The 26,698-nt window shown below is 60.0% G+C and carries 23 protein-coding genes and 1 pseudogene; 6 read left to right on the forward strand and 18 right to left on the reverse strand.

The window, feature by feature from the left end; genetic code table 11:
- Nucleotides 1-218 precede the first annotated feature (218 nt).
- Nucleotides 219-653 carry a DoxX family protein gene (locus ACYZT2_RS20490; RefSeq protein ID WP_461966847.1) on the reverse strand — a complete coding sequence of 145 codons (435 nt, stop codon included), beginning with the start codon at nt 651-653 and terminating at the stop codon, nt 219-221.
- A 103-nt stretch (nt 654-756) separates the two neighbouring features.
- On the reverse strand, nt 757-2,178 hold the full coding sequence (locus ACYZT2_RS20495; RefSeq protein WP_461966849.1) for an MltF family protein: 1,422 nt from the start codon (nt 2,176-2,178) through the stop codon (nt 757-759).
- A gap of 236 nt (nt 2,179-2,414) precedes the next feature.
- Here ACYZT2_RS20495 and ACYZT2_RS20500 point away from each other — a divergent pair, with 236 nt between their 5' ends.
- From ACYZT2_RS20500 to ACYZT2_RS20510, 3 genes and pseudogenes are all read left to right on the forward strand, one after another.
- On the forward strand, nt 2,415-3,221 hold the full coding sequence (locus ACYZT2_RS20500) for a TatD family hydrolase (protein WP_461966851.1): 807 nt from the start codon (nt 2,415-2,417) through the stop codon (nt 3,219-3,221).
- A 186-nt stretch (nt 3,222-3,407) separates the two neighbouring features.
- The gene (locus ACYZT2_RS20505) at nt 3,408-4,889 is read left to right on the forward strand and encodes a methyl-accepting chemotaxis protein (RefSeq protein ID WP_461966853.1); all 1,482 of its coding nucleotides are present in this window, start codon (nt 3,408-3,410) and stop codon (nt 4,887-4,889) included.
- 186 nt (nt 4,890-5,075) lie between these two features.
- A pseudogene (locus tag ACYZT2_RS20510) lies at nt 5,076-5,300 on the forward strand (terminase); the annotation flags it as partial.
- A gap of 18 nt (nt 5,301-5,318) precedes the next feature.
- On the opposite strand, the gene ACYZT2_RS20515 reads toward ACYZT2_RS20510, so the two are convergent.
- The 3 genes from ACYZT2_RS20515 to ACYZT2_RS20525 all read right to left on the reverse strand — a co-directional run bounded on the left by ACYZT2_RS20515 (nt 5,319) and on the right by ACYZT2_RS20525 (nt 7,428).
- On the reverse strand, nt 5,319-6,116 hold the full coding sequence (locus ACYZT2_RS20515; RefSeq protein WP_461966855.1) for an acyl-CoA thioesterase: 798 nt from the start codon (nt 6,114-6,116) through the stop codon (nt 5,319-5,321).
- A 221-nt stretch (nt 6,117-6,337) separates the two neighbouring features.
- Entirely contained in the window at nt 6,338-7,105 is a 768-nt protein-coding gene (locus ACYZT2_RS20520) for a CHAD domain-containing protein (protein ID WP_461966857.1), read from the reverse strand.
- A 44-nt stretch (nt 7,106-7,149) separates the two neighbouring features.
- The gene (locus tag ACYZT2_RS20525; RefSeq protein ID WP_461963161.1) at nt 7,150-7,428 is read right to left on the reverse strand and encodes a hypothetical protein; all 279 of its coding nucleotides are present in this window, start codon (nt 7,426-7,428) and stop codon (nt 7,150-7,152) included.
- Between the two features lie 232 nt (nt 7,429-7,660).
- Between ACYZT2_RS20525 and ACYZT2_RS20530 the strand changes: the two genes are divergently transcribed.
- Nucleotides 7,661-8,701, forward strand: a complete 1,041-nt coding sequence (locus ACYZT2_RS20530) for a patatin-like phospholipase family protein (protein ID WP_461966859.1) — start codon at nt 7,661-7,663, stop codon at nt 8,699-8,701.
- A 141-nt stretch (nt 8,702-8,842) separates the two neighbouring features.
- Here ACYZT2_RS20530 and ACYZT2_RS20535 read toward each other — a convergent pair whose 3' ends face one another.
- The 6 genes from ACYZT2_RS20535 to kdpF form a co-directional block, all read right to left on the reverse strand.
- Entirely contained in the window at nt 8,843-9,541 is a 699-nt protein-coding gene (locus ACYZT2_RS20535) for a response regulator (protein WP_461966861.1), read from the reverse strand.
- 48 nt (nt 9,542-9,589) lie between these two features.
- On the reverse strand, nt 9,590-12,241 hold the full coding sequence (locus tag ACYZT2_RS20540; RefSeq protein WP_461966863.1) for a DUF4118 domain-containing protein: 2,652 nt from the start codon (nt 12,239-12,241) through the stop codon (nt 9,590-9,592).
- 161 nt (nt 12,242-12,402) lie between these two features.
- The gene (kdpC, locus tag ACYZT2_RS20545) at nt 12,403-12,948 is read right to left on the reverse strand and encodes a potassium-transporting ATPase subunit KdpC (RefSeq protein ID WP_461966865.1); all 546 of its coding nucleotides are present in this window, start codon (nt 12,946-12,948) and stop codon (nt 12,403-12,405) included.
- A gap of 151 nt (nt 12,949-13,099) precedes the next feature.
- On the reverse strand, nt 13,100-15,157 hold the full coding sequence (kdpB, locus tag ACYZT2_RS20550) for a potassium-transporting ATPase subunit KdpB (RefSeq protein WP_461966867.1): 2,058 nt from the start codon (nt 15,155-15,157) through the stop codon (nt 13,100-13,102).
- Between the two features lie 10 nt (nt 15,158-15,167).
- Nucleotides 15,168-16,862 carry a potassium-transporting ATPase subunit KdpA gene (gene kdpA / locus ACYZT2_RS20555; RefSeq protein WP_461966869.1) on the reverse strand — a complete coding sequence of 565 codons (1,695 nt, stop codon included), beginning with the start codon at nt 16,860-16,862 and terminating at the stop codon, nt 15,168-15,170.
- Between the two features lie 8 nt (nt 16,863-16,870).
- Nucleotides 16,871-16,960, reverse strand: coding sequence for a K(+)-transporting ATPase subunit F (gene kdpF, locus ACYZT2_RS20560; RefSeq protein WP_007899818.1), 90 nt, complete (start codon nt 16,958-16,960; stop codon nt 16,871-16,873).
- A 406-nt stretch (nt 16,961-17,366) separates the two neighbouring features.
- Between kdpF and eat the strand changes: the two genes are divergently transcribed.
- Nucleotides 17,367-18,731 carry an ethanolamine permease gene (eat, locus tag ACYZT2_RS20565; RefSeq protein WP_461966871.1) on the forward strand — a complete coding sequence of 455 codons (1,365 nt, stop codon included), beginning with the start codon at nt 17,367-17,369 and terminating at the stop codon, nt 18,729-18,731.
- A 145-nt stretch (nt 18,732-18,876) separates the two neighbouring features.
- Nucleotides 18,877-19,044 (forward strand): DUF2897 family protein, encoded by a 168-nt coding sequence (locus ACYZT2_RS20570; protein WP_008006000.1) that lies wholly within the window; start codon nt 18,877-18,879, stop codon nt 19,042-19,044.
- Between the two features lie 93 nt (nt 19,045-19,137).
- Here ACYZT2_RS20570 and ACYZT2_RS20575 read toward each other — a convergent pair whose 3' ends face one another.
- From ACYZT2_RS20575 to ACYZT2_RS20605, 7 genes are all read right to left on the reverse strand, one after another.
- A complete protein-coding gene (locus ACYZT2_RS20575) occupies nt 19,138-19,989 on the reverse strand; it encodes an urea carboxylase-associated family protein (protein ID WP_461966873.1) in 852 nt (283 codons plus the stop codon).
- Nucleotides 19,990-20,004: 15 nt separating this feature from the next.
- Nucleotides 20,005-20,664 carry a GntR family transcriptional regulator gene (locus tag ACYZT2_RS20580; RefSeq protein ID WP_461966875.1) on the reverse strand — a complete coding sequence of 220 codons (660 nt, stop codon included), beginning with the start codon at nt 20,662-20,664 and terminating at the stop codon, nt 20,005-20,007.
- Between the two features lie 74 nt (nt 20,665-20,738).
- The gene (fabF, locus tag ACYZT2_RS20585) at nt 20,739-22,013 is read right to left on the reverse strand and encodes a beta-ketoacyl-ACP synthase II (protein ID WP_461966877.1); all 1,275 of its coding nucleotides are present in this window, start codon (nt 22,011-22,013) and stop codon (nt 20,739-20,741) included.
- A 32-nt stretch (nt 22,014-22,045) separates the two neighbouring features.
- Nucleotides 22,046-22,840: an SDR family NAD(P)-dependent oxidoreductase gene (locus ACYZT2_RS20590; protein ID WP_461966879.1), complete on the reverse strand. Its 795-nt coding sequence runs from the start codon at nt 22,838-22,840 to the stop codon at nt 22,046-22,048.
- A gap of 228 nt (nt 22,841-23,068) precedes the next feature.
- Nucleotides 23,069-23,404 carry a ComEA family DNA-binding protein gene (locus ACYZT2_RS20595; RefSeq protein ID WP_461966881.1) on the reverse strand — a complete coding sequence of 112 codons (336 nt, stop codon included), beginning with the start codon at nt 23,402-23,404 and terminating at the stop codon, nt 23,069-23,071.
- Between the two features lie 112 nt (nt 23,405-23,516).
- Nucleotides 23,517-25,511, reverse strand: coding sequence for a polysaccharide biosynthesis protein (locus ACYZT2_RS20600; protein ID WP_461966883.1), 1,995 nt, complete (start codon nt 25,509-25,511; stop codon nt 23,517-23,519).
- 94 nt (nt 25,512-25,605) lie between these two features.
- Nucleotides 25,606-26,625 (reverse strand): MraY family glycosyltransferase, encoded by a 1,020-nt coding sequence (locus ACYZT2_RS20605; RefSeq protein ID WP_461966885.1) that lies wholly within the window; start codon nt 26,623-26,625, stop codon nt 25,606-25,608.
- Between the last annotated feature and the right edge of the window lie 73 nt (nt 26,626-26,698).

Here is a 26,698-nt window from a genome sequence, read left to right on the forward strand (position 1 = left end):
GGCAACACCGAACCAGCGCTTTAGCGGTATTTCGAAGCCTGTTTCAAGCTTCTATCGGCAACTGAATAAGTCACCTGGCGCCCCGCAAGTAGCTGTTTAAATCGGCGCATGGGCAGCATCCTAGAGAAGCTGACCGGACAGTGTCAAGAATCACCCGCAACAAAAAAGGCCTGCACAGTGCGTCGCACAATGCAGGCCTTTTCGTTGAGCCAGGGCAGTCAGTTGGTGATGGCGCGGTCGACCGACAGCTTGCCTGCACCTTCGATCAGCACCGCGAGGCTGCCACCGAGCAAAGCCAGGGCGAATTCATAACCGTTGTTGGCCATGAACAGACCGTTGCTGATGTGCACCGTGAAAATAGCCACCAGCGCGAGGAAGGTCAGCCCCAGTGCTGCCGGGCGTACCAGCAGGCCGATGATCAGCGCCAGACCGCCGAAGAACTCGGTACCACCCGCCAGGATCGCCATCAGGTGACCGGGTGCCAGCCCGATGCTTTCCATGTACTGCGCGGTGCCGGCAATGCCGTAGCCGCCGAATGCCCCAAAGAGTTTTTGTGAGCCATGGGCCGCGAAGATGATGCCGACGAAAATCCGCAGAATCGTCAGACCGTAGCCCGCGCGAGTGAACAGTACCTTGTTGATCAGTGTGCTCATGCTGTGTCATCCATTGTGAGTGTGTGTTGGTTGGCCGCTATATTAATCAGTAAAACTCATGTTAAAAGCGCAAAAAACGCACCATAACAATCAGATTAGTCAATCATTTCCGTGAGGCCACTTTTTGCCCCTGGGGCTCCAACGACTCCCGCTCCCGATCGAACGCCAAGTAATACTTGTTCACGCTATTAACATAGCTGACAGCCCCCATTCCCACCTGCTCCATGGCGATGCGCTCGACCTGGAAAAACCACTGGTCAGGATTCAAGCCGCGCCGCCGGGCTTCGGCGCGCATGCCTTGAACCCGCTCCGGCCCCATGTTGTAGGCCGCCAGCACGAACGCCATACGCTCGCGCTCGTTGAGTTTGGGGCTGGCAAAAAACTTGCGGCGGATCATCGCCAGGTACTTGGACCCGGCCTGCACATTGGCGTCGAGGTTTTGAATATTACTGACGCCAACCCGTTGCGCCGCGGACGGGGTGATTTGCATCAGGCCGGTGGGGCCACTGCCGCTTCTGGCGTTGGGTTGCAGCGCCGACTCCTTGAAGGCCAGCGCTGCCAGGTTCAGCCAGTCCATGCCTTGGGCTTCAGCGTGTTTTTGCAGCACTGGTCGAAGTTTTTCCAGGCGCTGCCGATCGGCCTTGGCCAAGGGATAGTGCACTTGATACAGGCGCCTGTAGATCCGCAGGAACGCAGCATCCTGGTCCGACGGCTTCTTGTAGGTGGTCAAAAAGCGATCGATGCTCGAACGCAGCATTGAGGCGTCGCGGCGCACGAACCAGTATTCCTCGCCCGGCTCGCTGATAAGGACCTGCCTATCGAAGCGCAACTTGGGCAAGATTTTGCCCCAGCGCTCGGCAATCGGTTGCTCGACGATCGTCAGATGAAAGATCCCGCCCTGGACCATTTCCAGCACGTCCTCGACCGCCAGGCTTGGATCGACCCACTCGATTTTCACCGGCGGCAGCTTGTGCAGCGCGAGCTTCTGATTGATCTGACTGACCGCATCACCGGCGGCACTGCCCGTGGGCAGCGCGAGGGTTTTGCCCGAGAGTTGCTCGAGACGGGTGTAACGTCGTTCGCCTTTGATCCCCACCAGCAGCAACGGCACATTGCTGGCAATCGGTTGGCTGGTGCTGACGGCGAGGCCCGGTTGCGGGTCGAGTAACTCCCCTGGCGCCACCAGATCACCCTCCCCGCGCTGCAACGCGCCGAGCAGTTGATCCTTGGCTTTGGGAATGATCTTGAGGGTGATTTCCTGGCCATCGCGGGCATGGCCATTGAGGTATTGTTCGAAAGCGCGCAGGCGGTGATATTCGACGCCAATGGCCTGGCCCTGGACTTCACCGGAGCTGTTGCGGCTCTGGTTGACCAATACCCGCAACACGCGACTGCTGCGAATTTCCGCCAGGTCGCGGACCTTGGCCGCGGGCACGGCTTGCAACGGCCCGGCCAAGCGCGCAACCGCCGGCATGGGCAGCAGCAACGAACAACACAGCAGTAACAAAACCGAGGGACGAATCATCCACTCTCCGGAAAGAATACTGGTCGACTCATGGATGATTTCATGACGTCGAGCGACAGAAACAGAGCGCCTGAAGCGCTGGCAAAGTGCGTGAGAGTGGCACAGTGATGGCAATTCCACCAACCCCGACCTGTCTCGCGGCCTCAACAGACAGCTTTAACTCGTTGTAGTTCTTGGCTTTTCTTATAAATCTACAGCTCTGATATTCTTTCCGGTCTTTGGTCCGAGGTAGCACCATGCAACTCATCGATATCGGCGTCAACCTGACCAACCCCAGTTTCGCCGACAAACACCAGGCTGTACTCGACCGTGCCTATGCTGCCGGGGTCTGCCAACTGGTGCTCACCGGGACCAGCGTCGAGGGCAGCGAACAGGCTCTGGAGCTGTGCCAGCAACTGGACGAAAGCGCTCAACGGCTGTTCGCCACGGCCGGTATTCACCCGCACTCGGCCAGCGACTGGAACGCCGATAGCGCTCAGCGTCTGCGCAGTTTGCTCAAGGAGCCAAACGTGGTGGCCGTGGGTGAATGCGGCCTCGATTTCAATCGTGATTTCTCACCCCGACCGCAACAGGAAAAAGTTCTGGAAGAACATCTGGAGATGGCGATCGAGCTGCAATTGCCGGTGTTCCTGCATGAGCGCGATGCCAGCCAACGATTGCTGGAGATCCTGCGTGATTACCGCGACCAGTTACCGGCCGCCGTGGTGCACTGCTTCACCGGTGAAAAAAAGGCGTTGTTCAGCTACCTCGATCTGGATTTGCACATCGGCATCACTGGCTGGATCTGCGATGAACGCCGCGGTACGCACCTGCACCCGTTGGTCAAAGAGATTAAACGCGGGCGCCTGATGCTGGAGAGCGATGCACCGTATTTGTTGCCGCGCAGTCTGCGTCCCAAGCCGAAGAACGGGCGCAACGAGCCGGCGTATCTGACTGAAGTGTTGCGTGAGGTGGCGTTGCATCGTGGGGAGACGGTGGAAGATTTGGCTGCTCACAGCACGGCCTGCGCGCGGGCATTTTTCGGATTGCCTGAGTTAGCGTAACGCCTGAAAAGATCGCAGCCTTCGGCAGCTCCTACATGGATCGCATTCCTCTGTAGGAGCTGCCGAAGGCTGCGATCTTTTCATACAACACAGAATCTGTTGACTCACATCAAATTCAGCCTCCCTGCATAGCGGCACAATGCTGGCACCTTGCCAAAACTGTTTCCGCTATCAGAGAAGACCTCCATGGGTGCCTGGCTTAGCAACATCTCGCTGAAATATAAATTCTGGGCGGTCAACGCCGTCGCCTTCGTCACTACCCTGTTGCTGGTGCTGTACGCCGTGCAACTTGAGCAACAAGCCCGCAGCCACGCCGCCCAAGCGTCGGCCCAGGCCCAGGCGCGATTGCTCAATGCCTGGCCTGCCGGGCAGCCGCTGCCCAAGGCCGATCACCTGCTGACCTTCAATCGCGGGCAGGCGCCGTTGCTGAACGGGCAACCGGTGCTGGAGCTGACCGATGCCAATGGTTGGGTCGAGATCAACGCTATGCCACTGTTCGGTGAAAACCCATTGATGGGCGCCGAGGTATTCACTCGCCCCGACGGTCAACAGATCGCGGTGATTGCCTATGGCCCGAGCCTGAGCCAGGTGTTCGGCGAGCGCTTCACCCACTATGCGGTAGCGGTGTTCATTCTGATGCTGGCGATGCTCGGCGCGTCGCAACTGTTGATCCGCTTCCTGCTCAGCCAGCTCAACACGTTGAAAGACGTGATGCTCCACGTCGAGAAAACCGGCGACCTGTCGGCCCGTGTGCCACTGGCTTGCAAGGATGAAGTCGGGCAGATGGCCACCGCCTTCAATGCCATGCAGGCCGGTTACCAGCGGGTGGTCAACACCGTCGCCAACACCGCCCGGCAACTGGATGTGGGCGCCGCGCGGCTGGCCTCGAGCATGAACGAGGTGCGTCACGGCATGCTCGGTCAGCAAAGCGAAACCGATCAGGCCGCCACGGCGATCAACGAAATGACTGCCACGGTCCATCACATCGCCCAACACGCCAGCGCCACCCGCGACCTATCGCAAACCGCCGACACCTTGGCCGGCAGTGGCCAGGAAGTGGTCACTCGGGTGCAGAAATCGATTGGCGGGTTGTCCACCGGCGTGCAGCAAACGGCCGAGATGATTCAGCGTCTAGCCGAGGACAGCCAGAAGATCAACGGCGTGGTCAGCGTGATCCACAGCATCGCCGAACAAACCAACCTGCTGGCCCTTAACGCCGCCATCGAAGCCGCCCGGGCCGGTGAAATGGGCCGCGGGTTTGCGGTGGTCGCCGATGAGGTGCGTAACCTGGCCAAGCGAGTCCAGGCGTCCACCGACGAGATCACCACCATGGTTTCAGCGCTGCAGGCCGGCACTCGGGACGCCGTGGACTTCATGCAGGAAAGCTCGTTCAAGGCCGACGACTGCATGCAGCAGGCTCAGGAAGCCAGTGTGGCCCTGGCCGAAATCACCGGTGCGGTGGCGCAGATGCGTGAAAGCAATACGCAGATCGCGGTCGCAGCCGAGCAGCAGAGCCATGTGGCGGAGGAAATGAATCGGGCGGTGGTGAGCATTCGCGATGTGACCGAAAACACCGTGCAGCAGACCGTGAATTCGGCGATTACCAGCAATGAGCTGGCGATGTTGGCAGGAGAGTTGAACAAGGCCATCGGGCAGCTCAAGCTTTAGAGATCGCTAAAAGATCGCAGCCTGCGGCAGCTCCTACGGGGGACCGTGATCGGCGTAGGAGCTGCCCAAGGCTGCGATCTTTTTTGACCATCACACCTATCATGTCGATAGCCAGCCTTGATTCGCCGACGGCTTTTTCCAGGCCTATTCTTTACTCAAGCGCCTCACGAATAAAGGATAAACATCATGGGCAAACGTCATCCCAACCTTCCCGCCTGGCAATGGCGAACGTACCCGCATAAACAGCAGCACCCGACCAATCTGGTGCTGCACCAGATTGCCGTGCCGCTGTTCATCGTGGGGTCTTTACTGATGATCTCGGGGGTGTTCAGCCTGGATCTGGCGAGCATCGCAATCGGTGTCATCAGCCTGATTGCCGCCGTGGGCCTGCAGCATCACGGTCACCGATTGGCGTGAACGCCATTGCCGTCACGCAAAAATCGTGACTGTCTGCCGGCTCATCGCGATCAACTGACCGTCTTCGCTCCACAGTTTTGCGGCGGCGTGCCCGTAGCCGTCAGCGGCATACTCGATTTCCACCAGGTACTTGCACCAATCCAGCGTGCTCAACGCGAGCAACGGCTGGACGAATTCGATGGTCCAGGTCAGCGTGCTGCCTGCCGCCGGTTTCTTCAGATGCGACAACAAGGACGGTGGCCAGGCGTCGACCAGCGCCAGAATATGCGCCTCGCTGACCACCTCGTCCTTCCCTTCTCCACGCAAGCGCACCCAACCTCCCATATCACGGGAGGTGTTGCCGGTGAACGGCAGGCCGCCGATGCTCCAGCGCATTGCCAAATGACGCATGAATTCCGGGGTCACCCCTTTGATATAGGGCATTTCCTGGCAGTCGTCCCAGTGCTTCATCTCAGGCGCAGCGTTGGCCGTGACCGCCACTTCGGAAGGTCGCGAGGCGCCGAAGCTGCCCTGGACCAACGTCACCACTTGCCCTTTCTGCATCGCCCGGCCCAGCACCTGGCTGACGGCTTTGCCTTCGCGCAGCACATCGACTTCAAAACTGACCGGCACATCGGGTTCGACCGGGCCGACAAAGGTGATTGCCAGCGAACGCACCGGACGATCCGCCGGGACTTTTGCGCGCATGGCTTCGTATTGCAAGGCGGCAATCAGCCCACCAAAGCTCGCCCGCCCCTGACCCCACTCGGCCGGAATAGACAACTCCTGCGGCTGACTGCGGACAGCGTCGAGCAGATCGGAAAAGTGCATGGGAACCCCCAGAGACGGAAAAAATGGATGGAATGATCTTAACCAGCCCGCAAAGCCGATACAGCGCTTAATCCGGCCAAAATCGCTGACAGATGAGCCGGATAACACCACCACCCCGTAGGAGCTGCCGAAGGCTGCGATCTTTTGATCTTTAGCGTCATCACTTACGCTGAAAATCAAAAGATCGCAGCCTTCGGCAGCTCCTACGGGACGGTGGGTGTTCAGGATTTGAAGCAGGCGGCGCTGAGTTTGTCGAGGACGCGGTCGGCGTTCTCTTCAGCCTTGGCCAAAGTGGTTTTCCAGACCGCGACACAGGGCTGCAAATCGGGCTCTTCTTTGGCGCGGTCCAGCCACTGCCAGCTGTCGTGCCAATCGCCCAAAGCGGACTGCGCCGATTTCAGGTTGGGCAGGGCCGCTTCCGGCAAGCGATCCAGTTCGGGGTAGGCTTCGATGCCATAGCGCACGCGCTTGATCAGCAGGCGCAGGCGATGTCGGTCATGGGCGGGGTCATGCAGGGCCTGGTCGAGTTTCTTCCATTGTTTGCCCAGGCGTTTTTCGATGCGCTTGCGCAAGCCCTTGAGCAGGCCCTGACGCTGGGAAGCCCGCAGGAAACGCGGAAAGGCGTCGAGGATCATCAGCATCTGCGCCACCTCCGGGCTCGCCGCCACGATGGGATAAGCCTCGGCCATCCGTGCCATGCGCCGATGCGCGGCCTCGGGCTGATTGTGCTGGAGCAGGTACGCCGCCAGCACTTCGCGATCGCGCAACGGCGTAGTCAGGTCACCGACCCGGGATGCCGCCGCTTCCAGTTGCTCGACCCCGGGCAAACCGCGCAAGGGCCGCAGCAAGCTGCGCAAACGCCGCACGGTGGTGCGTAGATCGTGCAGCGCTTCAGAGTCGGTGTGGGCACTCAAGCGTGCCTGACAGGCGAGCAGGCGAATGTCCAGGCTCAGGACATGAGCCACCAACCGATCAACCAAGGCAGACATCGCTTGCTCCCTGAATCGATTTCCCTCATTGGCTATAGCATGCTTCAGCGGCCGGCGCGAGACTCACGAATGTAGAAGCGCGCCTTCTCGGCCTTCTTGGTACAGCCCTCGAATGCTTCGAATTGCTGTTGGGTCTTGGCGCCGGTCAGCAATGACAGGGCCTTGGAGTAACTGACAGTGCCGGCGAAGCCCTCGACCTTGGCCAGATCCAGTTCGCGCCAGGCGGCGTCGAGCTGGCTGTCGCAGCTGTCACGGTAAGCGGTTTTACCGGCACAACCGGCGAGCGCCAAGGCAATCAACGGCACACAGATCCAGGCTTTCATCACTCACACCTCAAAGATAGGTAAACAGTCATGCACGTAAGACGGTCTGGCGCGTGAAAAGTGCCTTGGGCCGCAGTGGAAACCCGCCGTGGAAATCACAGCGCCCGCGAGAATACCCATTCGGCTTCCCGGTGTGTCAAAAAACGACGCATTGGCCCCGCCGAACGACCATAGCGATTGAAGCCTGCCCCTCGATAGGTGCATTGTTGAACCTTGTCAGAGAGGTCGATTCATGAAAAAGCGTGTCGCACTGGTGTTGGGCTCGGGTGGCGCCCGGGGCTACGCCCATATCGGCGTCATTGAAGAGATCGAACGGCGCGGCTACGACATCGCCTGCATCGCCGGTTGCTCCATGGGCGCAGTGGTCGGCGGGATCTATGCCGCCGGTAAGCTCAAGGATTATCGCGACTGGATCGAGAGCCTGGATTACCTCGACGTCTTGCGTCTGGTGGACGTCAGTTTTCGCCTGGGCGCGATTCGCGGGGAAAAGGTCTTCGGGCAGATCCGCAAGATCGTCGGCGAGATCAACATCGAAGACCTGCGCATTCCCTACACGGCCGTGGCCACGGACCTGACCAACCAACAGGAAATCTGGTTCCAGGAAGGCTGCCTGCACCAGGCCATGCGGGCCTCGGCGGCAATCCCCAGCCTGTTCACGCCGGTGATGCAGGGCAATCGAATGCTGGTGGACGGCGGTATCCTCAACCCGTTACCGATTGTGCCGGTGGTGTCGAGCCATTGCGACCTGATCATCGCGGTCAATCTCAACTCCACCAACCAGCGTCACTATCAACTGCCGGTGATCCAGCGCCCGGCGGCGTTCAAGACCCGCTTCGACAGCCTGATCAACTCGCTGGGCTCGAAAATGCCCTTCCGCCGCAAACAGGCCGAACAATTGCTGCTGCTGGAAAAGGAAGCGTTGATGGCCGAAGCGGCCGACATCAATCCGTGGATCGAATCCGCCGAGCCCGAAGGCCAGCAACCGGCGGCGGCCCCGGAAAGCAACGGCGCACCGAAATCCGCCACCGGGTCGTTCATCATCGACAACGTCGGCCCGGCATCCTTGCTGGACCTGATCAACCAGAGCTTCGAGGTGATGCAGACGTCATTGGCGCAATACAAGATTGCCGGGTATCCGCCGGATATCCTGATCAACGTGCCCAAGCGGGTATGCCGGTTTTTCGAGTTCTACAAAGCGCCGGAGTTGATCGCATTGGGGCGCGAGATTGCGCGGGATACGCTGGATCGGTATGAGAATGAGCGGGATTCTTGAGGTTCTCGAGTGAATGTGAGGGCCTCTTCGCGGGCAAGCCTCGCTCCTACGGTTTGATGTCGCTCACAAAACGTATGACCGACTCAAACCCTGTAGAAGCGAGGCTTGCCCGCGAAAGCAATCGCCCTAACAACACAAAACCTAAAGGCTACCCTCACTCAACAACCGATACCCCACCCCCGCTTCGGTGACGATAAACCGTGGCTGAGTCGGATCATCCGCCAGTTTCTGCCGCAGGTGTCCGACCACTATCCGCAGATAGTGGCTGTCTTCGGTATGGGTCGGCCCCCAGATGTCCTTGAGCAATTGCTGCTGGGTGATGACCCTTCCCGGATGCCGTGCCAGTTGCGCCAGTACCGCATATTCCTTGCGCGTCAGCGCCACTTCGGCGCCGCCCAATAGCACCCGACGATAAGCCAGGTCGACAGTGAGCGGACCGAAGCTGAGCGCCGATTCCTGGGCCTCACCCGTCGGCGCCTGACGCAGCAAGGCGCGCACTCGGGCCAGAAACTCCTGAATGCCGAACGGCTTGGTCACGTAGTCGTTGGCGCCACCATCCAGGGCTTGGACTTTCTGCCCTTCACTGGCGCGCACCGAAAGCACCAATACCGGCACCGTCGACCACTCGCGGAACTCGCTCAGCACCTGCTGGCCGTCCATGTCCGGCAGGCCAAGGTCGAGCACCAGCAAGTCGGGTTTGCTTAACGCGGCCTGGGCCAGGCCTTCCGTGCCGGTGCCGGCCTCCAGCACTTTGTAGCCTTGGGAAACGAGGCTGATGCGCAGGAATTTTCGAATCTGTGGTTCGTCATCGATGACCAAAATGGTCGCGGTCTGGCTCATGAATTCACATCAACACAAAGAGGTGGCAAGAGAGTAGCGCAGGTGAGCTCAGGCTTCACTGTCCAAACCCGGCTGAGTCTGCAACGGCAAATGCAGGGTGATGCAGGTACCGCGCCCTTCGATGCCGTCGGCGACGCTGATTCGCCCGCCATGGGCACCGACCATGCCCTGACAGATCGCCAGCCCCAGCCCGGTGCCCTGCCCGCCGCGATCGCCACGAGCGGCGGTGTAAAACATGTCGAAAATCTTCGCCCGCTCCTCCTCCGGAATTCCCGGCCCCTCATCGCTCACCGAAAAAAACAGTTCGCTGTCAGTGGCCCCGGCACGCAACTCAAGACGCCCACGAGGCGGTGAGAAACGCGCGGCGTTTTCCAGCACATTGACCAGTGCTTGTTCGATCAACGCGGCATGCACATAGAGCAGCGGCAATTCGGCCGGCACTTCAGTAATGACTTGCAGGGACGCCAGCACCGCGCGCAGACGATTGAGCGAGCTGCCGACGATGTCTGCCGGCGATACCCAGTCCCGCGCCAGCTTCAGGGCGCCGTGACCGAGACGAGTCATGTCCAGCAGGTTTTGAATGTAGCGATCCAGCCGCTCGGCTTCATCGCGAGTACCTTCGAGCAATTCGCGGCGGTCCTCCAACGGAATCGCCTCTCCCAGCGCTAACAGACTGTCGATGCTGCCGCGCATGGAGGTCAGCGGCGTGCGCAAATCGTGGGACACCGAGGCCAGCAGCGCGCTGCGCAGTTGCTCGGTTTCGCCATGCAAGCGCGCCGCCTCAAGGTCATCGGCCAGTTGCGCGCGCGCCAACGCCTGGGCCAGCGGTTGGCTCAGCGCAGTCAACAAGCGTCGCCGTTGGCCGCTCAGGGTCTGACCTTCTTTGGCACACACACCGAGCAGCGCCAACGGTCCGTCGTCCACCGACAACGGCCACCACCACCAGCGCCCGAACGGCAAGGTGCCGGTGCCCGCGCCGGCCGGTTGATCATGTTGCCAGGCCCAATCGGCGGCAGCGCGCTCGGCTTCGGAAAACTCCAGTGGCCCGCCGGTTTCGACTTTCCAGCCGCTCTGGCCATCGCGGTTGAGCAGGCACAGTTTCAGGTCGGTCCAGCCATTGAGGTGCTGCGCCGCCGCGCTGATCACGGCCTGACGGTCGGTGGCGGCGGTGAGTTTGCGCGACAGGTCGAGCAGTTCGCTGGTCTCTTCCTGGGTGTCACGCAAGGCCTGCAATTGCCGGCGTTGCCGGGCCGCAAGGTTGCCGGTGAGAGCCGCCATCAGCAGGAAGAACAGCAAAGTCAGTACGTCTTCTTCGCGCTGGATGCGGAAGGAGAACGTCGGTGGAATGAACAGAAAGTCATAGGTCAGAAACGACAGTGCCGCACAGGCCAGCGCCGGGCCGAGGCTGCTGCGCACCGCCACCAGCAAGACTGCCGCGAGGAACACCAGTGAGATGTTGGGCAGCGGCAAGGCGCTCGACACCGCCCAGGCCAAGGCACTGGCAAGCACCGTCGCTACCAGCGCCAATGCGTAGTCGAACCAGACCAGCGACTGCGCCGAGCGCTGGCGCGGTTGATGCTGTTCCTGATCGCTGTCGAGCACGTTGATTTCCAGCCCGCGAGCATCGCGCAGTAAACGAGACGCCAGACCGCCGCCGAACAACCGCCGTCGCAAACGCTGGCGCGACTGGCCCACCAACACCAGGCTGGCGCGGCGTTCGGCGGCGTGCTGGATCAACGTTTTCGCCACCTCACCGGCGCGCAGCAACACCACTTCGCCCCCGAGGCGTTCGGCCAGTTGCTGAGCGCTTTGCAGGCGCAGCCGCGACTGCTCGTCGCGCACACGGCCGTTGTCCACATGCACCAGACTCCACGGCAGATGCCGGCGCTGGGCGACACGACTGGCGTGACGCACCAGGCGCTCGGCCTGAGCATCGCCATCGACGCCCACCAGCAAACGACCGCGCACGGCCGGCGCGGTGTGCCCCAACTGGCGATACCCCTGGGCCAGATCGTTATCGATCTGAGCGGCTGCGGTTTGCATCGCCAGTTCGCGCAGGGCGGTGAGGTTGGTCTGGGTGAAGAACGCATCGATGGCCGCCCTCGCCTGTTCCGGCACGTAGACTTTGCCGTCGCGCAGACGCTCCAGCAACTCACGCGGCGGCAGGTCGATCAGCAGCAGTTCGTAGGCTTCTTGCAACACCCAGTCCGGCAGGGTTTCGCGCACCTGTACGCCGGTGATGCCGCGCACCTGATCGTTGAGGCTTTCCAGATGCTGGACGTTGACCGTGGTGAACACGTCGATGCCGGCGGCCAGCAGTTCCTGGATGTCTTGCCAGCGTTTGGCGTGACGACTGCCGGGGGCATTGCTGTGGGCCAGTTCGTCCACCAGCACCAGTTTCGGTTTGGCGGCGAGCAAGCCGTCGAGGTCCATTTCTTCGAGCATCACGCCGCGGTATTCCGAGCGCACCAAAGGCTGCTGCGGCAAGCCAGCCAGTAGCGCTTCGGTTTCGGCGCGACCGTGGGTTTCGACCACCCCGGCCATGACTTTCACGCCTTGGCGCAGTTGAGTATGGGCGGCTTGCAGCATGGCGTAGGTTTTGCCCACTCCCGGCGCTGCGCCAAGGAACACCTTGAGCCGGCCACGGCCATCGCGGGGCAGGTCTGCTAACAGCGCGTCGGCGCGGCCGGAGTTGCTCATGCTTGGAAATCTCTTTTTTTCAGATGTTTATGTGGTGCCTGCGAGGCCGTCATCGCGAGCAGGCTCGCTCTCACAATTAGATAGCTGTCGTGCGCACAATTTGTGGCCAACGAAGATCCCCTGTGGGAGCGAGCCTGCTCGCGATTGGCGCCACCACCGATCTACAGTTTTTGCAGTGCCATATTCAGCGCCAACACATTCACCACCGACGGCCCCACCAACGGCTGCTCGATGTGCGCGTCCATTAGTTGCTCAAGCGTAGACACCGGCAGATTGCGCGCCGCCGCAACACGCGCTAGTTGATAGGCAATCGCGGCCGGTGGCAAGTGCGGATCGAGGCCGCTGCCGGAGGTGGTCAGCATGGCCAATGGCACCGGACCTTGGCCAGCCACCTGCAATTTATTGGCCTCGTCGATAACCCGAGTGGCCAGCGCCGGATTGCTTGGCGAGAGGTTGCTGGCGCTGCTCGACACGGTGGCAAAGGCACCGGCCGATGGCCGAGAGTGGAACCAGGCGTCGCCGACGAAATCCTGGGCAATCAGCGACGAGCCACGAACCTTGCCGTCAGCGTCGCGCACCAGGCTGCCATTGGCCTGGTTCGGGAAGGCGACCTGGGCGACGCCGGTGACCACCAATGGATAAGCGACGCCGGTGATCAGGGTCATCAGCATCAGCAGGCTCAGGGCCGGACGTATCAGTGTGGACATTTCACAATCCTCGATTCGGATAACAAATACAGCATTCAGTCAGGTGCACCGTGGCGCATTCATCGCGAGCAGGCTCGCTCCCACAGGGGAACGCGGTGCCTTTGTGGGAGCGAGCCTGCTCGCGATAGCGGCAGCAGGCGCACCGCACAGGTCAAACCAGATGCAAAGCCGTCAGCAGCATATCGATCGCCTTGATGCCCACGAACGGCACCAGAATCCCGCCCAGCCCATAGATCAGCAGATTGCGCCGCAGCAACGCCGCCGCACTCGCCGCCTGCACTCGCACACCACGTAGCGCCAACGGAATCAGCACCACAATGATCAACGCGTTGAACACAATCGCCGACAGAATCGCGCTCTGCGGACTGCTCAGGTGCATGACGTTGAGCACACCCAGTTGCGGGTAGATCGAGGCGAACAGCGCCGGCAGGATCGCGAAGTACTTGGCCACGTCGTTGGCGATGGAAAAGGTGGTGAGCGCACCGCGGGTCACCAGCAATTCCTTACCGATCTGCACCACGTCCAACAGCTTGGTCGGATCACTGTCGAGGTCGACCATATTCGCCGCTTCCCGCGCCGCTTGTGTGCCGTCGTTCATCGCCATGCCGACGTCCGCCTGGGCCAGGGCCGGGGCGTCGTTGGCACCGTCGCCGCACATGGCGACCAGCCGACCGTCGTTCTGCTCGTGACGAATGCGCGCCAGTTTTTTCTCCGGTGTGGCTTCGGCCAGCACATCATCCACGCCCGCTTCGGCAGCAATCGCCGCAGCGGTCAGCGGGTTGTCGCCGGTCACCATGACCGTGCGAATCCCCAGCTTGCGCAGTTCGGCGAAACGCTCACGGATGCCAGGCTTGACTACGTCCTTGAGGTGGATGACACCGAGCAATTTGCCGTCAGCGCACACCAGCAACGGCGTGCCGCCACTCTGAGCGATCTTGTCGATTTCCCGGGATAGAGACGCTGCCAGATCGGCGCGTTTCAGGCCGACGAAGGTCAGCAGCGAATCCACCGCACCTTTGCGATAGACCCGGCCTTGATAGTCGACACCAGACAAGCGGGTTTCAGCGCTGAACGGCACGGCGGTCAGCACATCGGCGGACGGCTCGGGTTGCGGGTGAAGACCGCGCAGGTACTCGACGATGGATTTGCCTTCAGCGGTGTCATCGGCCAGCGAGGCGAACAACGCGCCTTCGGCCAGTTCTTTGGCGGTAACGCCAGGCGCGGCATAGACCGCGGAGCAGCGACGGTTGCCGAAGGTGATGGTGCCAGTCTTGTCCAGCAACAGGACATGCACGTCCCCCGCCGCTTCCACGGCGCGTCCGGATTTGGCGATCACGTTCAGGCGCACCAGACGGTCCATCCCGGCGATACCGATGGCCGACAACAAACCGCCGATAGTGGTCGGAATCAGCGTGACCAATAACGCCACCAGAAACACCAGCGGCAGGTTGCCATTGGCGAAGTGGGCGAACGGTTGCAGGGTCACCACCACCACCAGGAAGATCAGGGTCAAGCCGATCAGCAGAATATCCAGCGCCACTTCGTTCGGGGTTTTCTGGCGTTTGGCGCCTTCGACCAGGGCGATCATGCGGTCGAGGGTCGACTCGCCGGGGTTGGCGGTGATGCGCACCAACAGCCAATCAGAAACCAGTCGGGTATTACCGGTGACCGCCGAACGGTCGCCGCCGGATTCGCGAATCACTGGCGCCGATTCACCGGTAATCGCCGCTTCGTTGACTGCCGCGATGCCTTCGATCACCTCGCCGTCACCGGGGATCATCTCCCCCGCTTCGACGCGCACCACATCACCTTTGCGCAGGCTGGTGGCCGGCACCACTTGAAAGCTGCCATTGGCGTTTTTGCGCCGGGCACTCAAGCCTTCGCTGCCGGCCTTGAGGCTGTCGGCGCGGGCCTTGCCGCGACCTTCGGCCAGCGCTTCGGCGAAGTTGGCGAACAACACGGTGAACCACAGCCACAACGCGATTTGCGCGGCGACGAAAGTCGGCACGGCGTTGTCGGGAATGAAGCACAGCACCGTGGTCAGAATCGCGGTCAGTTCGACCACCAGCATTACCGGCGCACGCTTCAATTGCCGTGGGTCGAGCTTGACGAACGCTTGCACCAGCGCCGGACGCCAAAGGGCCGAGATCGCGGTTTTCGGTTGTTCCGGCGCCTTGACGACGGCGGCTTTAGTTGCGGGCATATTCATCATTGACTCCTTAGAAGCCCAGGCTCAGGTGTTCAGCGATAGGACCCAGCGCCAATGACGGCAGAAAGGTCAGGCCACCCACCAGCAAAATGGTCACGGTCAGCAAGGTCACGAACAGCGGGCCGTGAGTCGGGAAGCTGTTCTGGCCAATCGGGGCGGTTTTCTTCATCGCCAGGCTGCCGGCCAGGGCCAGAACCGGGAGGATGTAACCGAAGCGACCGATCAACATGCCCAGCCCCAGCATCAGGTTGTGGAATGCCGTGTTCGCCCCAAGTCCCGCAAACGCGGAACCGTTGTTGGCACTGGCCGAGGTGTAGGCATAAAGCAACTGACTGAAACCGTGAGCGCCGGGGTTACTCACCGCCGCGACCGGGCCTGGCAGGCTGGCGGCAATCGCGCCGAGCACCAGCACACCGACTGGCATCACCAGCAAAGTCACCACCAGCAACTGGACTTCCCGGGCTTGCAGTTTCTTGCCGAGGTATTCTGGAGTGCGGCCAATCATCAGCCCGGCGAGGAACACCGCGATCAGCACGTTGAGCAACATGCCGTAGAGCCCGGCTCCGACGCCGCCGAAGATCACTTCGCCGACCATCATGTTGATCATCGCGACCATGCCGCTCAGCGGGTTGAGACTGTCGTGCATGCCGTTGACCGAACCGTTCGACGCCGCCGTGGTAGTCACCGACCACAACACCGTAGCGGTGGTGCCGAAACGCGCTTCCTTGCCTTCCAGCGGCGCGGTCTGTTCGACGGCGACGTTGGCCAGGGTTGGATTGGGTTGGTATTCAGCCCACAGCGACGTCGCGCCGCCGATCAAAAACAGCGCCAGCATGCAGGCGATGATCGCGCGGCTCTGACGCAGGTCTTTCACGTAATGGCCGAAGGTGAACACCAGCGCCACCGGGATCAAAATGATCGAAGAGACCTCGAACAGGTTGCTCCAGGCCGTCGGGTTCTCGAACGGATGCGCCGAGTTGACGCCGAAGAAGCCTCCGCCGTTGGTACCCAGTTGTTTGATCGCAATCTGGCTGGCGGCCGGGCCGAGCGGGATCACCTGATCGACGCCCTGCATGGTCACGGCGCTCACGTAATGAGCGAAAGTTTGTGGCACGCCCTGCCAGACCAGAAACAGCGCCAGCAGCAGGCACAACGGCAGCAGGCCATAGAGGGTAGCGCGGGTCATATCGACCCAGAAGTTGCCCAGGGTCTTGGTGGACTTGCGACCGATGCCGCGACACAGCGCGACCAATACAGCAAGCCCGGTGGCGGCGCTGACGAAGTTCTGCACGGTGAGGCCAACCATCTGGCTCAAGTAGCTCAGGGTCGCTTCGCCACTGTAGGACTGCCAGTTGGTGTTGGTCATGAAGCTGACGGCGGTGTTGAACGCTTGCGTCCACTCCTGACCCGGAAGGTTTTGCGGATTCAGCGGCAAGTAATCCTGAAACACCAGGATCGCAAACAACAGCAAAAAACCCGCGAGGTTGAAGGCGAGCAAGGCCAGGGTGTATTTCTGCCAGCTCTGTTCGGCCTGCGGATCGACGCCGGCCACGCGATAACACCCACGCTCCACCGGCCCGAGGATCGGCGAAAGCCAGGTGCGCTGCCCTTCCATCACCTTGTAGTAGAAGCGCCCCAGAAACGGTGCCGGGATCAGCACCACGGCGAAGAAGGCGAGGATCAGCCAATAGTCATAACTGTGCATAGCCGCTCCTAGTTCCGGTCCGCGCGCAACAGCGCAACCAACAGATAAATGAACAGCCCCACTGCCAATAGCAGTGACACCCCGTCCAGAACGCTCATGGAAGTTCTCCGTGTTACGGCGTATTGCCGCGTGTGGAGTGATTGTCCGCAAGGAGGCTGTAAAGGCGCGAGATCGAGGGGCGGGGCGGGGCATAAATAAAGCGTAAAGAGTGGGTTTTTGTCGGGGTTAAAGGGGTGTTCGGACGACCGCTATCGCGAGCAGGCTCGCTCCCACAGGGGATCTGCGGTGTGTCGGCAAACACTATTCCAATGTGGGAGCGAGCCTGCTCGCGATAGGGCCAGAACAGGCGCCACTGCCCCCAACTGGCGCACAAAACGCATACATCCAGCCGCGAACATCCCCGATACGACAGCTTTCAGCGCTTTACGACGCCCACCTGAAAAATGGCACGCCCACTGCACACGCCCTCCCCCGAGCTTTTCCAAACAGTTCAGGGAGCAACGCATGAACACACAACTCAAACCCACGCTGGGCACGCTCCACCTATGGGGTATCGCAGTCGGGCTGGTGATTTCCGGTGAGTACTTCGGCTGGAGTTACGGCTGGGGCGTTGCCGGCACACTTGGCTTCCTGGTGACTTCATTCATGGTCGCCACGATGTACACCTGCTTCATCTTCAGTTTCACCGAACTGACCACCGCCATTCCCCATGCCGGCGGTCCCTTTGCCTACAGCCGCCGCGCCTTTGGCGAAAAAGGTGGATTGATTGCCGGGCTGGCGACGCTGATTGAATTCGTCTTCGCCCCACCGGCGATTGCCCTGGCCATCGGTGCCTACCTGAACGTGCAGTTTCCGGCCCTAGACCCGAAACACGCGGCGGTCGGCGCCTACATCGTGTTCATGGGCTTGAACATCCTCGGCGTAAAACTCGCCGCGACCTTCGAACTGGTGGTCTGCGTATTGGCGGTCGCCGAGTTGCTGGTGTTCATGGGCGTGGTCGCGCCGGCGTTCAGCTTCAGCAACTTCGCGCTCAACGGCTGGGCCGGCTCTGATGTGTTCGGTGCGCCAGCGATTGCCGGGATGTTCGCGGCCATTCCGTTTGCCATCTGGTTCTTCCTGGCCATCGAAGGCGCGGCCATGGCCGCCGAAGAAGCCAAGGACCCGAAACGCACAATTCCCAAAGCCTATATCAGCGGCATCCTGACCCTGGTGCTGCTGGCGATGGGCGTGATGTTCTTTGCCGGCGGCGTCGGCGACTGGCGTACCCTGTCGAACATCAACGATCCGCTGCCGCAAGCCATGAAAGCCGTGGTCGGCGAAAGCTCCGGCTGGTTGCACATGCTGGTGTGGATCGGCCTGTTCGGCCTGGTGGCGAGTTTCCACGGGATCATCCTCGGCTACTCGCGGCAGTTCTTCGCCCTCGCCCGAGCCGGTTACCTGCCGGCATCCCTGGCCAAACTGTCGCGCTTCCAGACCCCGCACCGGGCGATCATCGCCGGTGGCGTAATCGGCATCGCCGCGATCTACAGCGACGGTTTGATCAACCTCGGCGGCATGACGCTGACGGCGGCGATGATCACCATGGCGGTATTCGGCGCGATTGTGATGTACATCATGAGCATGCTCAGCCTGTTCAAGCTGCGCAAAACCGAGCCGAACCTGGAACGTAGTTTCCGCGCGCCCTGCTACCCGTTGGTGCCATTCATTGCGCTGATGCTGGCGGTGGTTTGCCTGGTGGCGATGGCCTGGTTCAACACCTTGATCGGGTTGATCTTCCTTGGATTCATGGCAGTGGGTTTCGTGTACTTCATGCTGACGGCGCAGTTGCGTGCCGATGCGCCGGTGGATGCGATGTTGACCGGGCTTTAACTTCACACACCGCGCCTGCAAGGATGTACGGCGTCTACGGCATATCAGGCATAGAATGGAACCACTGCGAAAATTAATCGCTCAAAGTGGTATGCACGATCGGTCGGCGAAACCCGCCAATCGGCCTGCCCTCAAGGAGAGCCCTATGCCCTGGTATGCCTGGTTGATTCTGATCGTCGCCATCGGCTCGATCGTTGGTGGTTTGATGATGCTGCGCGACACCGCCAACAAGGTCGAATTGACCGAAGAGCAACGCAAACGCGTCGCCGAACGCAATGCGGAAGCGGATGCCAAGGATGCGCAGGACCGCTAGATCAAAAGATCGCAGCCTTCGGCAGCTCCTACACGGAATATGAGTTTCCCCTGTCGGAGCTGCCGAAGGCTGCGATCTTTTTGCTTTTAGCTCTTACTTTTCCCAATCGGCCTTGGCGATGTGCAAGCCATGCAGCCCTTTGTAAGCCGCACGCTCCGGCTGGCTCCAGCCTTCAAGCAACGACTCCTCCAACCGGTAAATCTCCACCCCCAACGGCCGACATACACTCAGCGGATCCTGCGCATCCGGCCCCCACATGGCCAGTGACAAATCCCCGCCCGGACACGTCGACAACGCGCACAGCAAATCAATCTCGGCAAAGAACTCCAGGTAGTCACCCTGCTTTGCCGGACAGGCTTTCATGAAGTACATGTCATCGTGATTCAGGCCGGTGCACTGGAAAATGTTCAGCACATCATGCACGTCGAACTCAGTCAGGCCATGGGGTAACACGGCGCGAGTCAGATTCGAGTGACAGTGATGATGGAAGTCCTCGCCAGTGAGCATTTTGTTAACGTACGGATCGCAGCGCGTCCCCAGCAAGTCGTGCAAACGCCCGCCATGTTCGTCGATGCCGTACCCGGCCAGGCTATCGTCGGTGATGGTCACCAGCGGTCGTAAAAAGGGCAGGTTCGACCAGAGCCGGTCATGGGTGCTGACATGCGCCCCTTGCAACTGGCGGGTCCGCGCCGCCCACAAACGCTCGCGCGGATCGTGGGCATTCCAGACGTTGAAGTCCCCGACTTGTGGACCGACCGGGGTCGTAACCCTGAACACATGCCCGGCCGGCACATTCCAGGCACGGCCGGTGCGGATCGGCACCTCGAACTGTTCGATCAGCATGCGACCCTCTTTCTTGTCCCGGACTCTCTCGTAGAAAGCCGTGTCCACCTGCAAGGCCGAGCCTTTGCTGACTTGATAGGCCGCCGGATAGTCTTTGTACATGGCACAAATCCTCAATCAGTGATGGGAAGAAGGGGCAGCAAGCATCTGCAACAGGAGGTGTTCGGAGTCATCGAGATAAAGGCTCATGGCGTCCCCGGCCCCGCGTTTGTCGCCGTCGGCCAACAAATCATGTATCTGCCGGTCACGCGCCAGCCAAGGCGCCTGAAAACGTGATTCATCGGGAGCGGTGCAAAACACCAGGCGCAGTTGCGCGACGACGTTGGTGAAGAACTCATCGAACAATGGACTGCGCAGCAATCCGACGATGTGTTGATGAAACGCCAGACTATGGGTGCCGACGGCGCGCCAGTCCTCACGTTCCCGGGCCAGCTCGGTGGCTTCCAGGGCTTCGAGCATCCGGTCGGACTGATATTCACGAAGTGGCTGACTGGCGCTGATGGCTTGCAGTTCCAGGGTGCGACGGACCTTGAACAGATCGCGCACATCATCAACCCCTAATCTGCGCACCATCACGCCTTTGTTGCGGACATAAAGGGTGAGCCCTTCCTGCCCCAGACGATGCAACGCCTCGCGAATCGTGTTTCGCGAGGCGTTGCAAGCCGACACCAGATCGTTTTCCACCAACGCCATGCCGGGCAGCAAACGACCGCCGATAATGTCAGCGCGTAACTCCAATGTGATGTGGTCGGCCAGGGACAGTCCGCTGCTGCTCATACTCAATGCCTCGTGATTGTTCAACAATCGTCAGCGAATGAGTAATCATTATTCGTGCCATCACCTGTCGTGAACTAGTCCTCCCAATATTTGAACAACACGCTGGCGTTCACGCCGCCAAATCCGAAGCCGTTGGACATCGCGTACTCGATCGTCATTGGCCGTGCCTGACCGTGAACGATGTCCACGCCTTGGGTGGTCGGGTCCGGGTTATCGAAGTTAAGCGTGGCGGGCACCACCTGATCGCGGAGCGCCAACAGAGTAAAGATCGCCTCGATCCCGCCAGCAGCGCCGAGCAAATGCCCAGTGGCGGACTTGGTCGCTGTCACGGCTATGTTGTTGTCCGAACCGAACAAGGACTTGATGGCCGCCAACTCCCCCAAATCCCCAACCGGAGTCGAGGTCGCGTGAGCGTTAAGATGCTGCACCTGCGCCGCCGAAATGCCCGCCTGAGCCAACGCCAGCGACATCGCCCGACGCGCACCGCTGCCATCTTCGGGGCCAGCGGTCAGGTGAAAGGCGTCGGCGCTGGTGCCGTAACCGACCAGCTCAGCCAATGGTTGAGCACCGCGCGCCAAGGCATGTTCCAGGGATTCGATCACCAGAAGGCCCGAGCCCTCGCCCATCACAAAGCCATCGCGCCCACTGTCGAACGGCCGCGAGGAGCGCTCCGGGGTATCGTTGTAACCGCTGGACAAGGCTCGAGCCGCCGCGAACCCGGCGAGACTGACACGATCGATCGCCGCCTCCGCACCGCCACACACCGCAATGTCCGCCTCGCCACATCGAATCAGTCGCGCCGCATCACCAATCGCCTGAACCCCGGCCGCGCACGCCGTTACCGGAGCCCCCAAAGGGCCCTTGAACCCGTGCTGGATCGACACATGGCCCGCCGCAAGGTTGACCAGAAACGAAGGAATGGTGAACGGCGACAAACGTCGCGGGCCACGGTTGTCGGTGGTGCGCACCGCATCGGCAATCGCGCCGAAACCGCCCACGCCCGAGCCAATAATGGTGGCAGTGCGTTCCTGGGCGTTGGCGTCCTGCGGTTGCCAACCGGCCTGCTCCAATGCCTGACGCGCCGCCTCCATGGCAAACATAATGAAGCGATCCATCTTCTTCTGCTCTTTGGGCGACGTCGCCCGATCCGGATCAAAACCCGCCTCGGGATCTTCCGCCAGAGTCTGCACCGCGCCACCGACCTTGGTGGTCAGATCGGCAACCACCTCGTCCGGCAACGCCCGCAACCCAGAGCGCCCGGCCAACAGACGCGCCCAAACTGCTTCGACGCCACTACCCAACGGCGACACCAGGCCCATGCCCGTGACCACCACTCGACGATTACTCATAACGCAAATACCTCAAGCCGATTCATGACGCCTCACTTGTAACGCGTGGCGGCCGTACTTCTAGACAGATTCGGCGCCATCGCATGACGCGCCGCCATAAAGGCCTCCCACTCGGAAGCATTCGGCAACGAAGGAATGGTGATCAACTCACCCTGGTCCAGACCCGACAACGCCGCGTCGACCATCTCCCCGGCTTCCATGATCATGTCCGCCGGAATCTGGGACGCATCGATACCGGAGCGCTCCAAAATCTCGGTGCGTGTTACCCCCGGCAACACTGCTTGAACCTGAACTCCGGTACCCGCAAGCTCCGCGTTCAATGACTGAGTCAGGCTCAACACATAAGCCTTGCTCGCGCTATACGTCGCGTTGAACCGCTCCGGAAACAACGCCACCACCGACGCAATATTGATGATCGTCCCGCGACCGGCCTTGGTAAAACCGGCCGCCGCCGCCGAGGCCAGCCGCGTGACCGTGGTGACGTTCAGCTGAATCAACCGCTCCAGCTGATCCATATCCGCGTTGGCGAGCAAACCGTCCGCCGCGACACCAGCATTGTTCAGCAACAGGCTGATACTCGAATCGCTGCGCAGGCGCTGCTCAAGCTTCAACACATCATCCTTTTGCGTCAGATCTGCCTTAAGCACCTCCACCTGAACACCATGCGCCGCGCGCAACTTACTCGCCGCGACCTCCAGCCGTTCCAGATCACGGGCCACCAGCAACAAATCAAAACCACGGGCCGCCAACCGCTCCGCGTAAACCGCACCGATGCCGGAAGAAGCACCGGTGACGAGGGCCGTACCTTGGTTCTGGACAGAATTCATGACTGTGCTCCTGAATTCATGACTGTGCTCCTGGAGGAATGCTTGAGGAAGGCGAGGCGCCTGAATGTCAGAGCGCTTCAGCGAATGACGAATTTATTATAGGCATAATTTAAACGCCATATGATAGCCGTAATTTTTACTCCCCCGATGAAATGCACCAAATAACCCTCTGCGGCAATAAACAAAAAGGCCGGTCAATGACCGGCCTCCTAGTGTGGATTTACAAGCTTAGTTCACTTCCAGCTTCTCGCGATTCTTGTCCAGAATGGCTTTGCCGATTCCTTTCACTTCCAACAATTCGTCGATGGACGAAAATGGCCCATTACTCTCACGATACGCAACAATCGCCTTGGCCTTCGCCTCACCAATCCCGGACAACTCGCGCTGCAGAGTCGGCGCATCGGCCCCATTGAGATCGACCTTGGCGGTTTGAGCCTTGGCGGCAACGTCCAGCATCAAGGGTGCCTTGGCAGCCTCTGGCGCAGCCGTCGGCGCAGCAATGGCCGCAATAGAGGCGCTGGTAAGCAGGGCAAAAACCAGAGAGTAGAAATAGCCAGTACGCATAAATGAAGCTCCATGACATCGATTGAGAAAGCAGCTTTTCCGAAGCTGCCCCCTAAACTTAGGCGATATGATGGAGCTGTCAAAAATGTGTCCGTTACAGGATGTGAAACAATCAGGGCTCGAGACGACGTTGCTGGTGAATCCAGTCGACAATCTCCCCGTCGGGGGTATATCCGCTGACCGTTTCGCGCAGGAGCTGGCGCACCCGGGAGTAATCGTCCTGCTCGACAGCCAACAACAGCTCAGTCAAACGGCCCTTGAGCACGTCCCAGGGCAGATGATCTTCGTTAGCGGACATGATCATCGGATGCGGCGTCGCCGCGACGTTATCGCCGATCAGCAACTCTTCGTAAAGCTTCTCGCCCGGACGCAGACCCGTGAACTCAATGGAAATGTCACCGTGCAGGTTCTTCTCCGAGCGAATACTCAAACCGGACAGGTGAATCATCTTCTCCGCCAGTTCGATGATCTTCACCGGTTCCCCCATATCCAGCACGAACACATCACCGCCCTGCCCCATGGAACCGGCCTGAATCACCAGTTGCGCGGCTTCCGGGATAGTCATGAAATAACGGGTGATCTTCGGGTGCGTGACCGTCAGCGGACCACCGGACTTGATCTGGCTGTGGAACAACGGAATCACCGAACCGGACGACCCAAGCACATTGCCAAAACGCACCATGGTGAAACGGGTTTTGTTGACCCGGGATACATTGGCCTTGTCGCCAAACAGTACGGGGGCAATTTCACGACTGAGCGCCTGAAGCGTCAACTCCGCCAGACGCTTGGTGCTGCCCATGATGTTGGTCGGACGTACGGCTTTATCGGTGGAGATCAGCACGAAGTTGGCCACTCCCGACTGCAAGGCAGCCTGAGCAGTGTTCAACGTGCCGATGACATTATTGAGCACACCTTCAGCAATGTTGTGCTCAACCATCGGCACATGCTTGTAAGCGGCCGCGTGATAAACGGTATCTACCCGCCAGGTCTTCATCACATCGAGCAATTTGTGCGGATGACGAATGGAGCCCAGGATAGGCAGCAACTTGACCGACACTGACTCACGACAGCCGCGCTGCTCCAATTCCGACAGAATGCTGTAAAGGTTGAACTCACTGTGTTCGAACAGAATCAGCGTGGTCGGGCCAAGGGAGAAAATCTGCCGGCACAGCTCCGAACCGATCGAGCCACCCGCGCCAGTGACCATTACTGTCTTGCCTTTGATACAGCGCTCAAGCAAATCGGCCTGCGCTGGCACGGCATCACGGCCCAGCAAGTCAGCGATATCCACTTCCTGAATGTCTTCGACCTTGACCCGACCGCTGGCCAGATCGGTGAAGTTCGGGACGCTTCGTACGTGAAGGGGGTAAGCCTCCAGCAGATTGAGAATTTCCCGGCGTCGTGCGCGGGTGGATGACGGCAGCGCCAGGAGAATTTCCTGTGCGCCGGTGACGTCGATCATCTGCTGGATGTGTTTGGGTTTGTAGACCTGGAGGCCGGAGATAGAGCGATCGGCGATGCTGGAATCATCGTCGATGAATGCCACCGGACGCATCACCCGACCCATGCGTAACGCAGCCACCAACTGATTGCCTGCCACGCCAGCGCCATAAATCGCCACTTTAGTGAGGCCATCGTCGCGGCTGGTGAAGGGTACGTGTTGGGCGGCGGTGAACCAGTCGCCCATGAAATATTGACGCATGCACAGACGCAGGCCGCCGATGATGACGAGGCTGAGCCACCAGTAGTTGAAGATGATGGAGCGTGGGACGACGGTTTGGTGGTTGCTGTACCAGTAGACGACGAGTGCCAGGATCAGCGATGACAGGCTGACCGCCTTGACGATTGCGATCAGCGCATCATTGCCGAAATAGCGCATGACGGCGCGATACATGCCAAAGCGTATAAAAAGCGGGATGGCTATAATCGGAGCGCTGAGGAATAGCCAGAAATGGACCCTCAGTGGGTTGTACATATCGTCGATGCCCAAGCGGACGATGAACGCAAGCCAGAGCGAAACCCAGACCAAAAATATATCTGTGGCAACTTGAATCAGCCGTTTTTGCCTACGTGGCAAACCTAGCAAAAAGGCGCGTATTTTATCCATAAACCTCACCCGACCAAGCCCATTCCCTTACAAAATCTGCGCTCATTGTACGGAATAATCCGGAAATCATTCTAAGTTTCCACTCAATCTGTGCTTAGCGGTCCAGATCCACGTCCCCCGCATGATATTTCACGGCTATTAAGATTAGCGGTATGTAAGCTATCACCACCCCAAGCAACCCATCCATGCCAAAAATAGTTACGCAGAGTGCGATGGGCAGCAACCAGAGCACATTGATAACGGCGACAGCTGCTGTTACTGGCAAATGCCTCCCATGTTGACGCGATGCGTATTGATAAGCGTGACTTCTGTGGGCTTCATATACCTTGTCGCCCCGCAACAGACGTCGTAGCAGGGTAAACGTCGCATCGACAATAAAGACACCAAGCAAAATCAGCCATACCCATAGGAAACGAGGCTCGGCCGCAGCAGCTTGAAGCGATAGCACCCCCAAGATGACTCCCAGGAAACCGCTCGCGGCATCCCCCATGAATATTTTCGCTGGCGGAAAATTCCAGAACAGGAAACCAAGCACCGACATCGCCAGCAACAGAGGCCCCCAAATCAGGTTCGGGTGACCGCCCACCCAGTAAAGCAGACAAACCCCTAGGCAGACGCAGATGGCCTCAACGCTGGCAATTCCGTCAATTCCATCCATGAAGTTGTATAGATTCAGCAGCCACACTAAATAGAACAACGCAAAGAGATCGCCGGCCCAGCGCAAATTCAAGACAATTCCGGCCACTTCTATCGGAGCAAGTCCTCCCGTCCAGACCAGCACCCACGCGGCGCCGACAAAATGGCCAAGCAAGCGCCAGCGGGCAGCAATGTGGCCGTGGTCATCCATGAACCCGACAACAGCCACGAGCAATCCCGCACCTGCAGCCCCGATAAAAAACCGGGAATCAATCAAACCCTCCCCCCACATTGCCGCGAGGCAAACGAGAAAAGTGACTACGATCGAAACGCCACCGCCTCTTGGAGTCGGTACTGTATGCGAACTGCGATCATTCGGCACATCGAGCATGCTACGTGCCAGTGCATATCGACGCAGCACTGCAGTCAAACCAAAAGAAAGGCAGCAGACAGCCGGTATGAACCACCAGAAAATCATTGATTACATCACTCCGAAGTGTAGGGTCAGCTACGCCGCGACGCATTCCCCATGGGCGCAGAGGGTTGCTCAG

The sequence above is a fragment of the Pseudomonas sp. MDT1-85 genome, from assembly GCF_054898065.1.

What these genes read in the sequence shown, in the direction of transcription:
- ACYZT2_RS20490 (WP_461966847.1), bottom strand. Translation starts at nt 653, where the DNA reads ATGAGCACACTGATCAACAAGGTACTGTTCACTCGCGCGGGCTACGGT.
- ACYZT2_RS20495 (WP_461966849.1), bottom strand. Translation starts at nt 2,178, where the DNA reads ATGATTCGTCCCTCGGTTTTGTTACTGCTGTGTTGTTCGTTGCTGCTG.
- ACYZT2_RS20500 (WP_461966851.1), top strand. Translation starts at nt 2,415, where the DNA reads ATGCAACTCATCGATATCGGCGTCAACCTGACCAACCCCAGTTTCGCC.
- ACYZT2_RS20505 (WP_461966853.1), top strand. Translation starts at nt 3,408, where the DNA reads ATGGGTGCCTGGCTTAGCAACATCTCGCTGAAATATAAATTCTGGGCG.
- ACYZT2_RS20515 (WP_461966855.1), bottom strand. Translation starts at nt 6,116, where the DNA reads ATGCACTTTTCCGATCTGCTCGACGCTGTCCGCAGTCAGCCGCAGGAG.
- ACYZT2_RS20520 (WP_461966857.1), bottom strand. Translation starts at nt 7,105, where the DNA reads ATGTCTGCCTTGGTTGATCGGTTGGTGGCTCATGTCCTGAGCCTGGAC.
- ACYZT2_RS20525 (WP_461963161.1), bottom strand. Translation starts at nt 7,428, where the DNA reads ATGAAAGCCTGGATCTGTGTGCCGTTGATTGCCTTGGCGCTCGCCGGT.
- ACYZT2_RS20530 (WP_461966859.1), top strand. Translation starts at nt 7,661, where the DNA reads ATGAAAAAGCGTGTCGCACTGGTGTTGGGCTCGGGTGGCGCCCGGGGC.
- ACYZT2_RS20535 (WP_461966861.1), bottom strand. Translation starts at nt 9,541, where the DNA reads ATGAGCCAGACCGCGACCATTTTGGTCATCGATGACGAACCACAGATT.
- ACYZT2_RS20540 (WP_461966863.1), bottom strand. Translation starts at nt 12,241, where the DNA reads ATGAGCAACTCCGGCCGCGCCGACGCGCTGTTAGCAGACCTGCCCCGC.
- kdpC (WP_461966865.1), bottom strand. Translation starts at nt 12,948, where the DNA reads ATGTCCACACTGATACGTCCGGCCCTGAGCCTGCTGATGCTGATGACC.
- kdpB (WP_461966867.1), bottom strand. Translation starts at nt 15,157, where the DNA reads ATGAATATGCCCGCAACTAAAGCCGCCGTCGTCAAGGCGCCGGAACAA.
- kdpA (WP_461966869.1), bottom strand. Translation starts at nt 16,862, where the DNA reads ATGCACAGTTATGACTATTGGCTGATCCTCGCCTTCTTCGCCGTGGTG.
- kdpF (WP_007899818.1), bottom strand. Translation starts at nt 16,960, where the DNA reads ATGAGCGTTCTGGACGGGGTGTCACTGCTATTGGCAGTGGGGCTGTTC.
- eat (WP_461966871.1), top strand. Translation starts at nt 17,367, where the DNA reads ATGAACACACAACTCAAACCCACGCTGGGCACGCTCCACCTATGGGGT.
- ACYZT2_RS20570 (WP_008006000.1), top strand. Translation starts at nt 18,877, where the DNA reads ATGCCCTGGTATGCCTGGTTGATTCTGATCGTCGCCATCGGCTCGATC.
- ACYZT2_RS20575 (WP_461966873.1), bottom strand. Translation starts at nt 19,989, where the DNA reads ATGTACAAAGACTATCCGGCGGCCTATCAAGTCAGCAAAGGCTCGGCC.
- ACYZT2_RS20580 (WP_461966875.1), bottom strand. Translation starts at nt 20,664, where the DNA reads ATGAGCAGCAGCGGACTGTCCCTGGCCGACCACATCACATTGGAGTTA.
- fabF (WP_461966877.1), bottom strand. Translation starts at nt 22,013, where the DNA reads ATGAGTAATCGTCGAGTGGTGGTCACGGGCATGGGCCTGGTGTCGCCG.
- ACYZT2_RS20590 (WP_461966879.1), bottom strand. Translation starts at nt 22,840, where the DNA reads ATGAATTCTGTCCAGAACCAAGGTACGGCCCTCGTCACCGGTGCTTCT.
- ACYZT2_RS20595 (WP_461966881.1), bottom strand. Translation starts at nt 23,404, where the DNA reads ATGCGTACTGGCTATTTCTACTCTCTGGTTTTTGCCCTGCTTACCAGC.
- ACYZT2_RS20600 (WP_461966883.1), bottom strand. Translation starts at nt 25,511, where the DNA reads ATGGATAAAATACGCGCCTTTTTGCTAGGTTTGCCACGTAGGCAAAAA.
- ACYZT2_RS20605 (WP_461966885.1), bottom strand. Translation starts at nt 26,625, where the DNA reads ATGATTTTCTGGTGGTTCATACCGGCTGTCTGCTGCCTTTCTTTTGGT.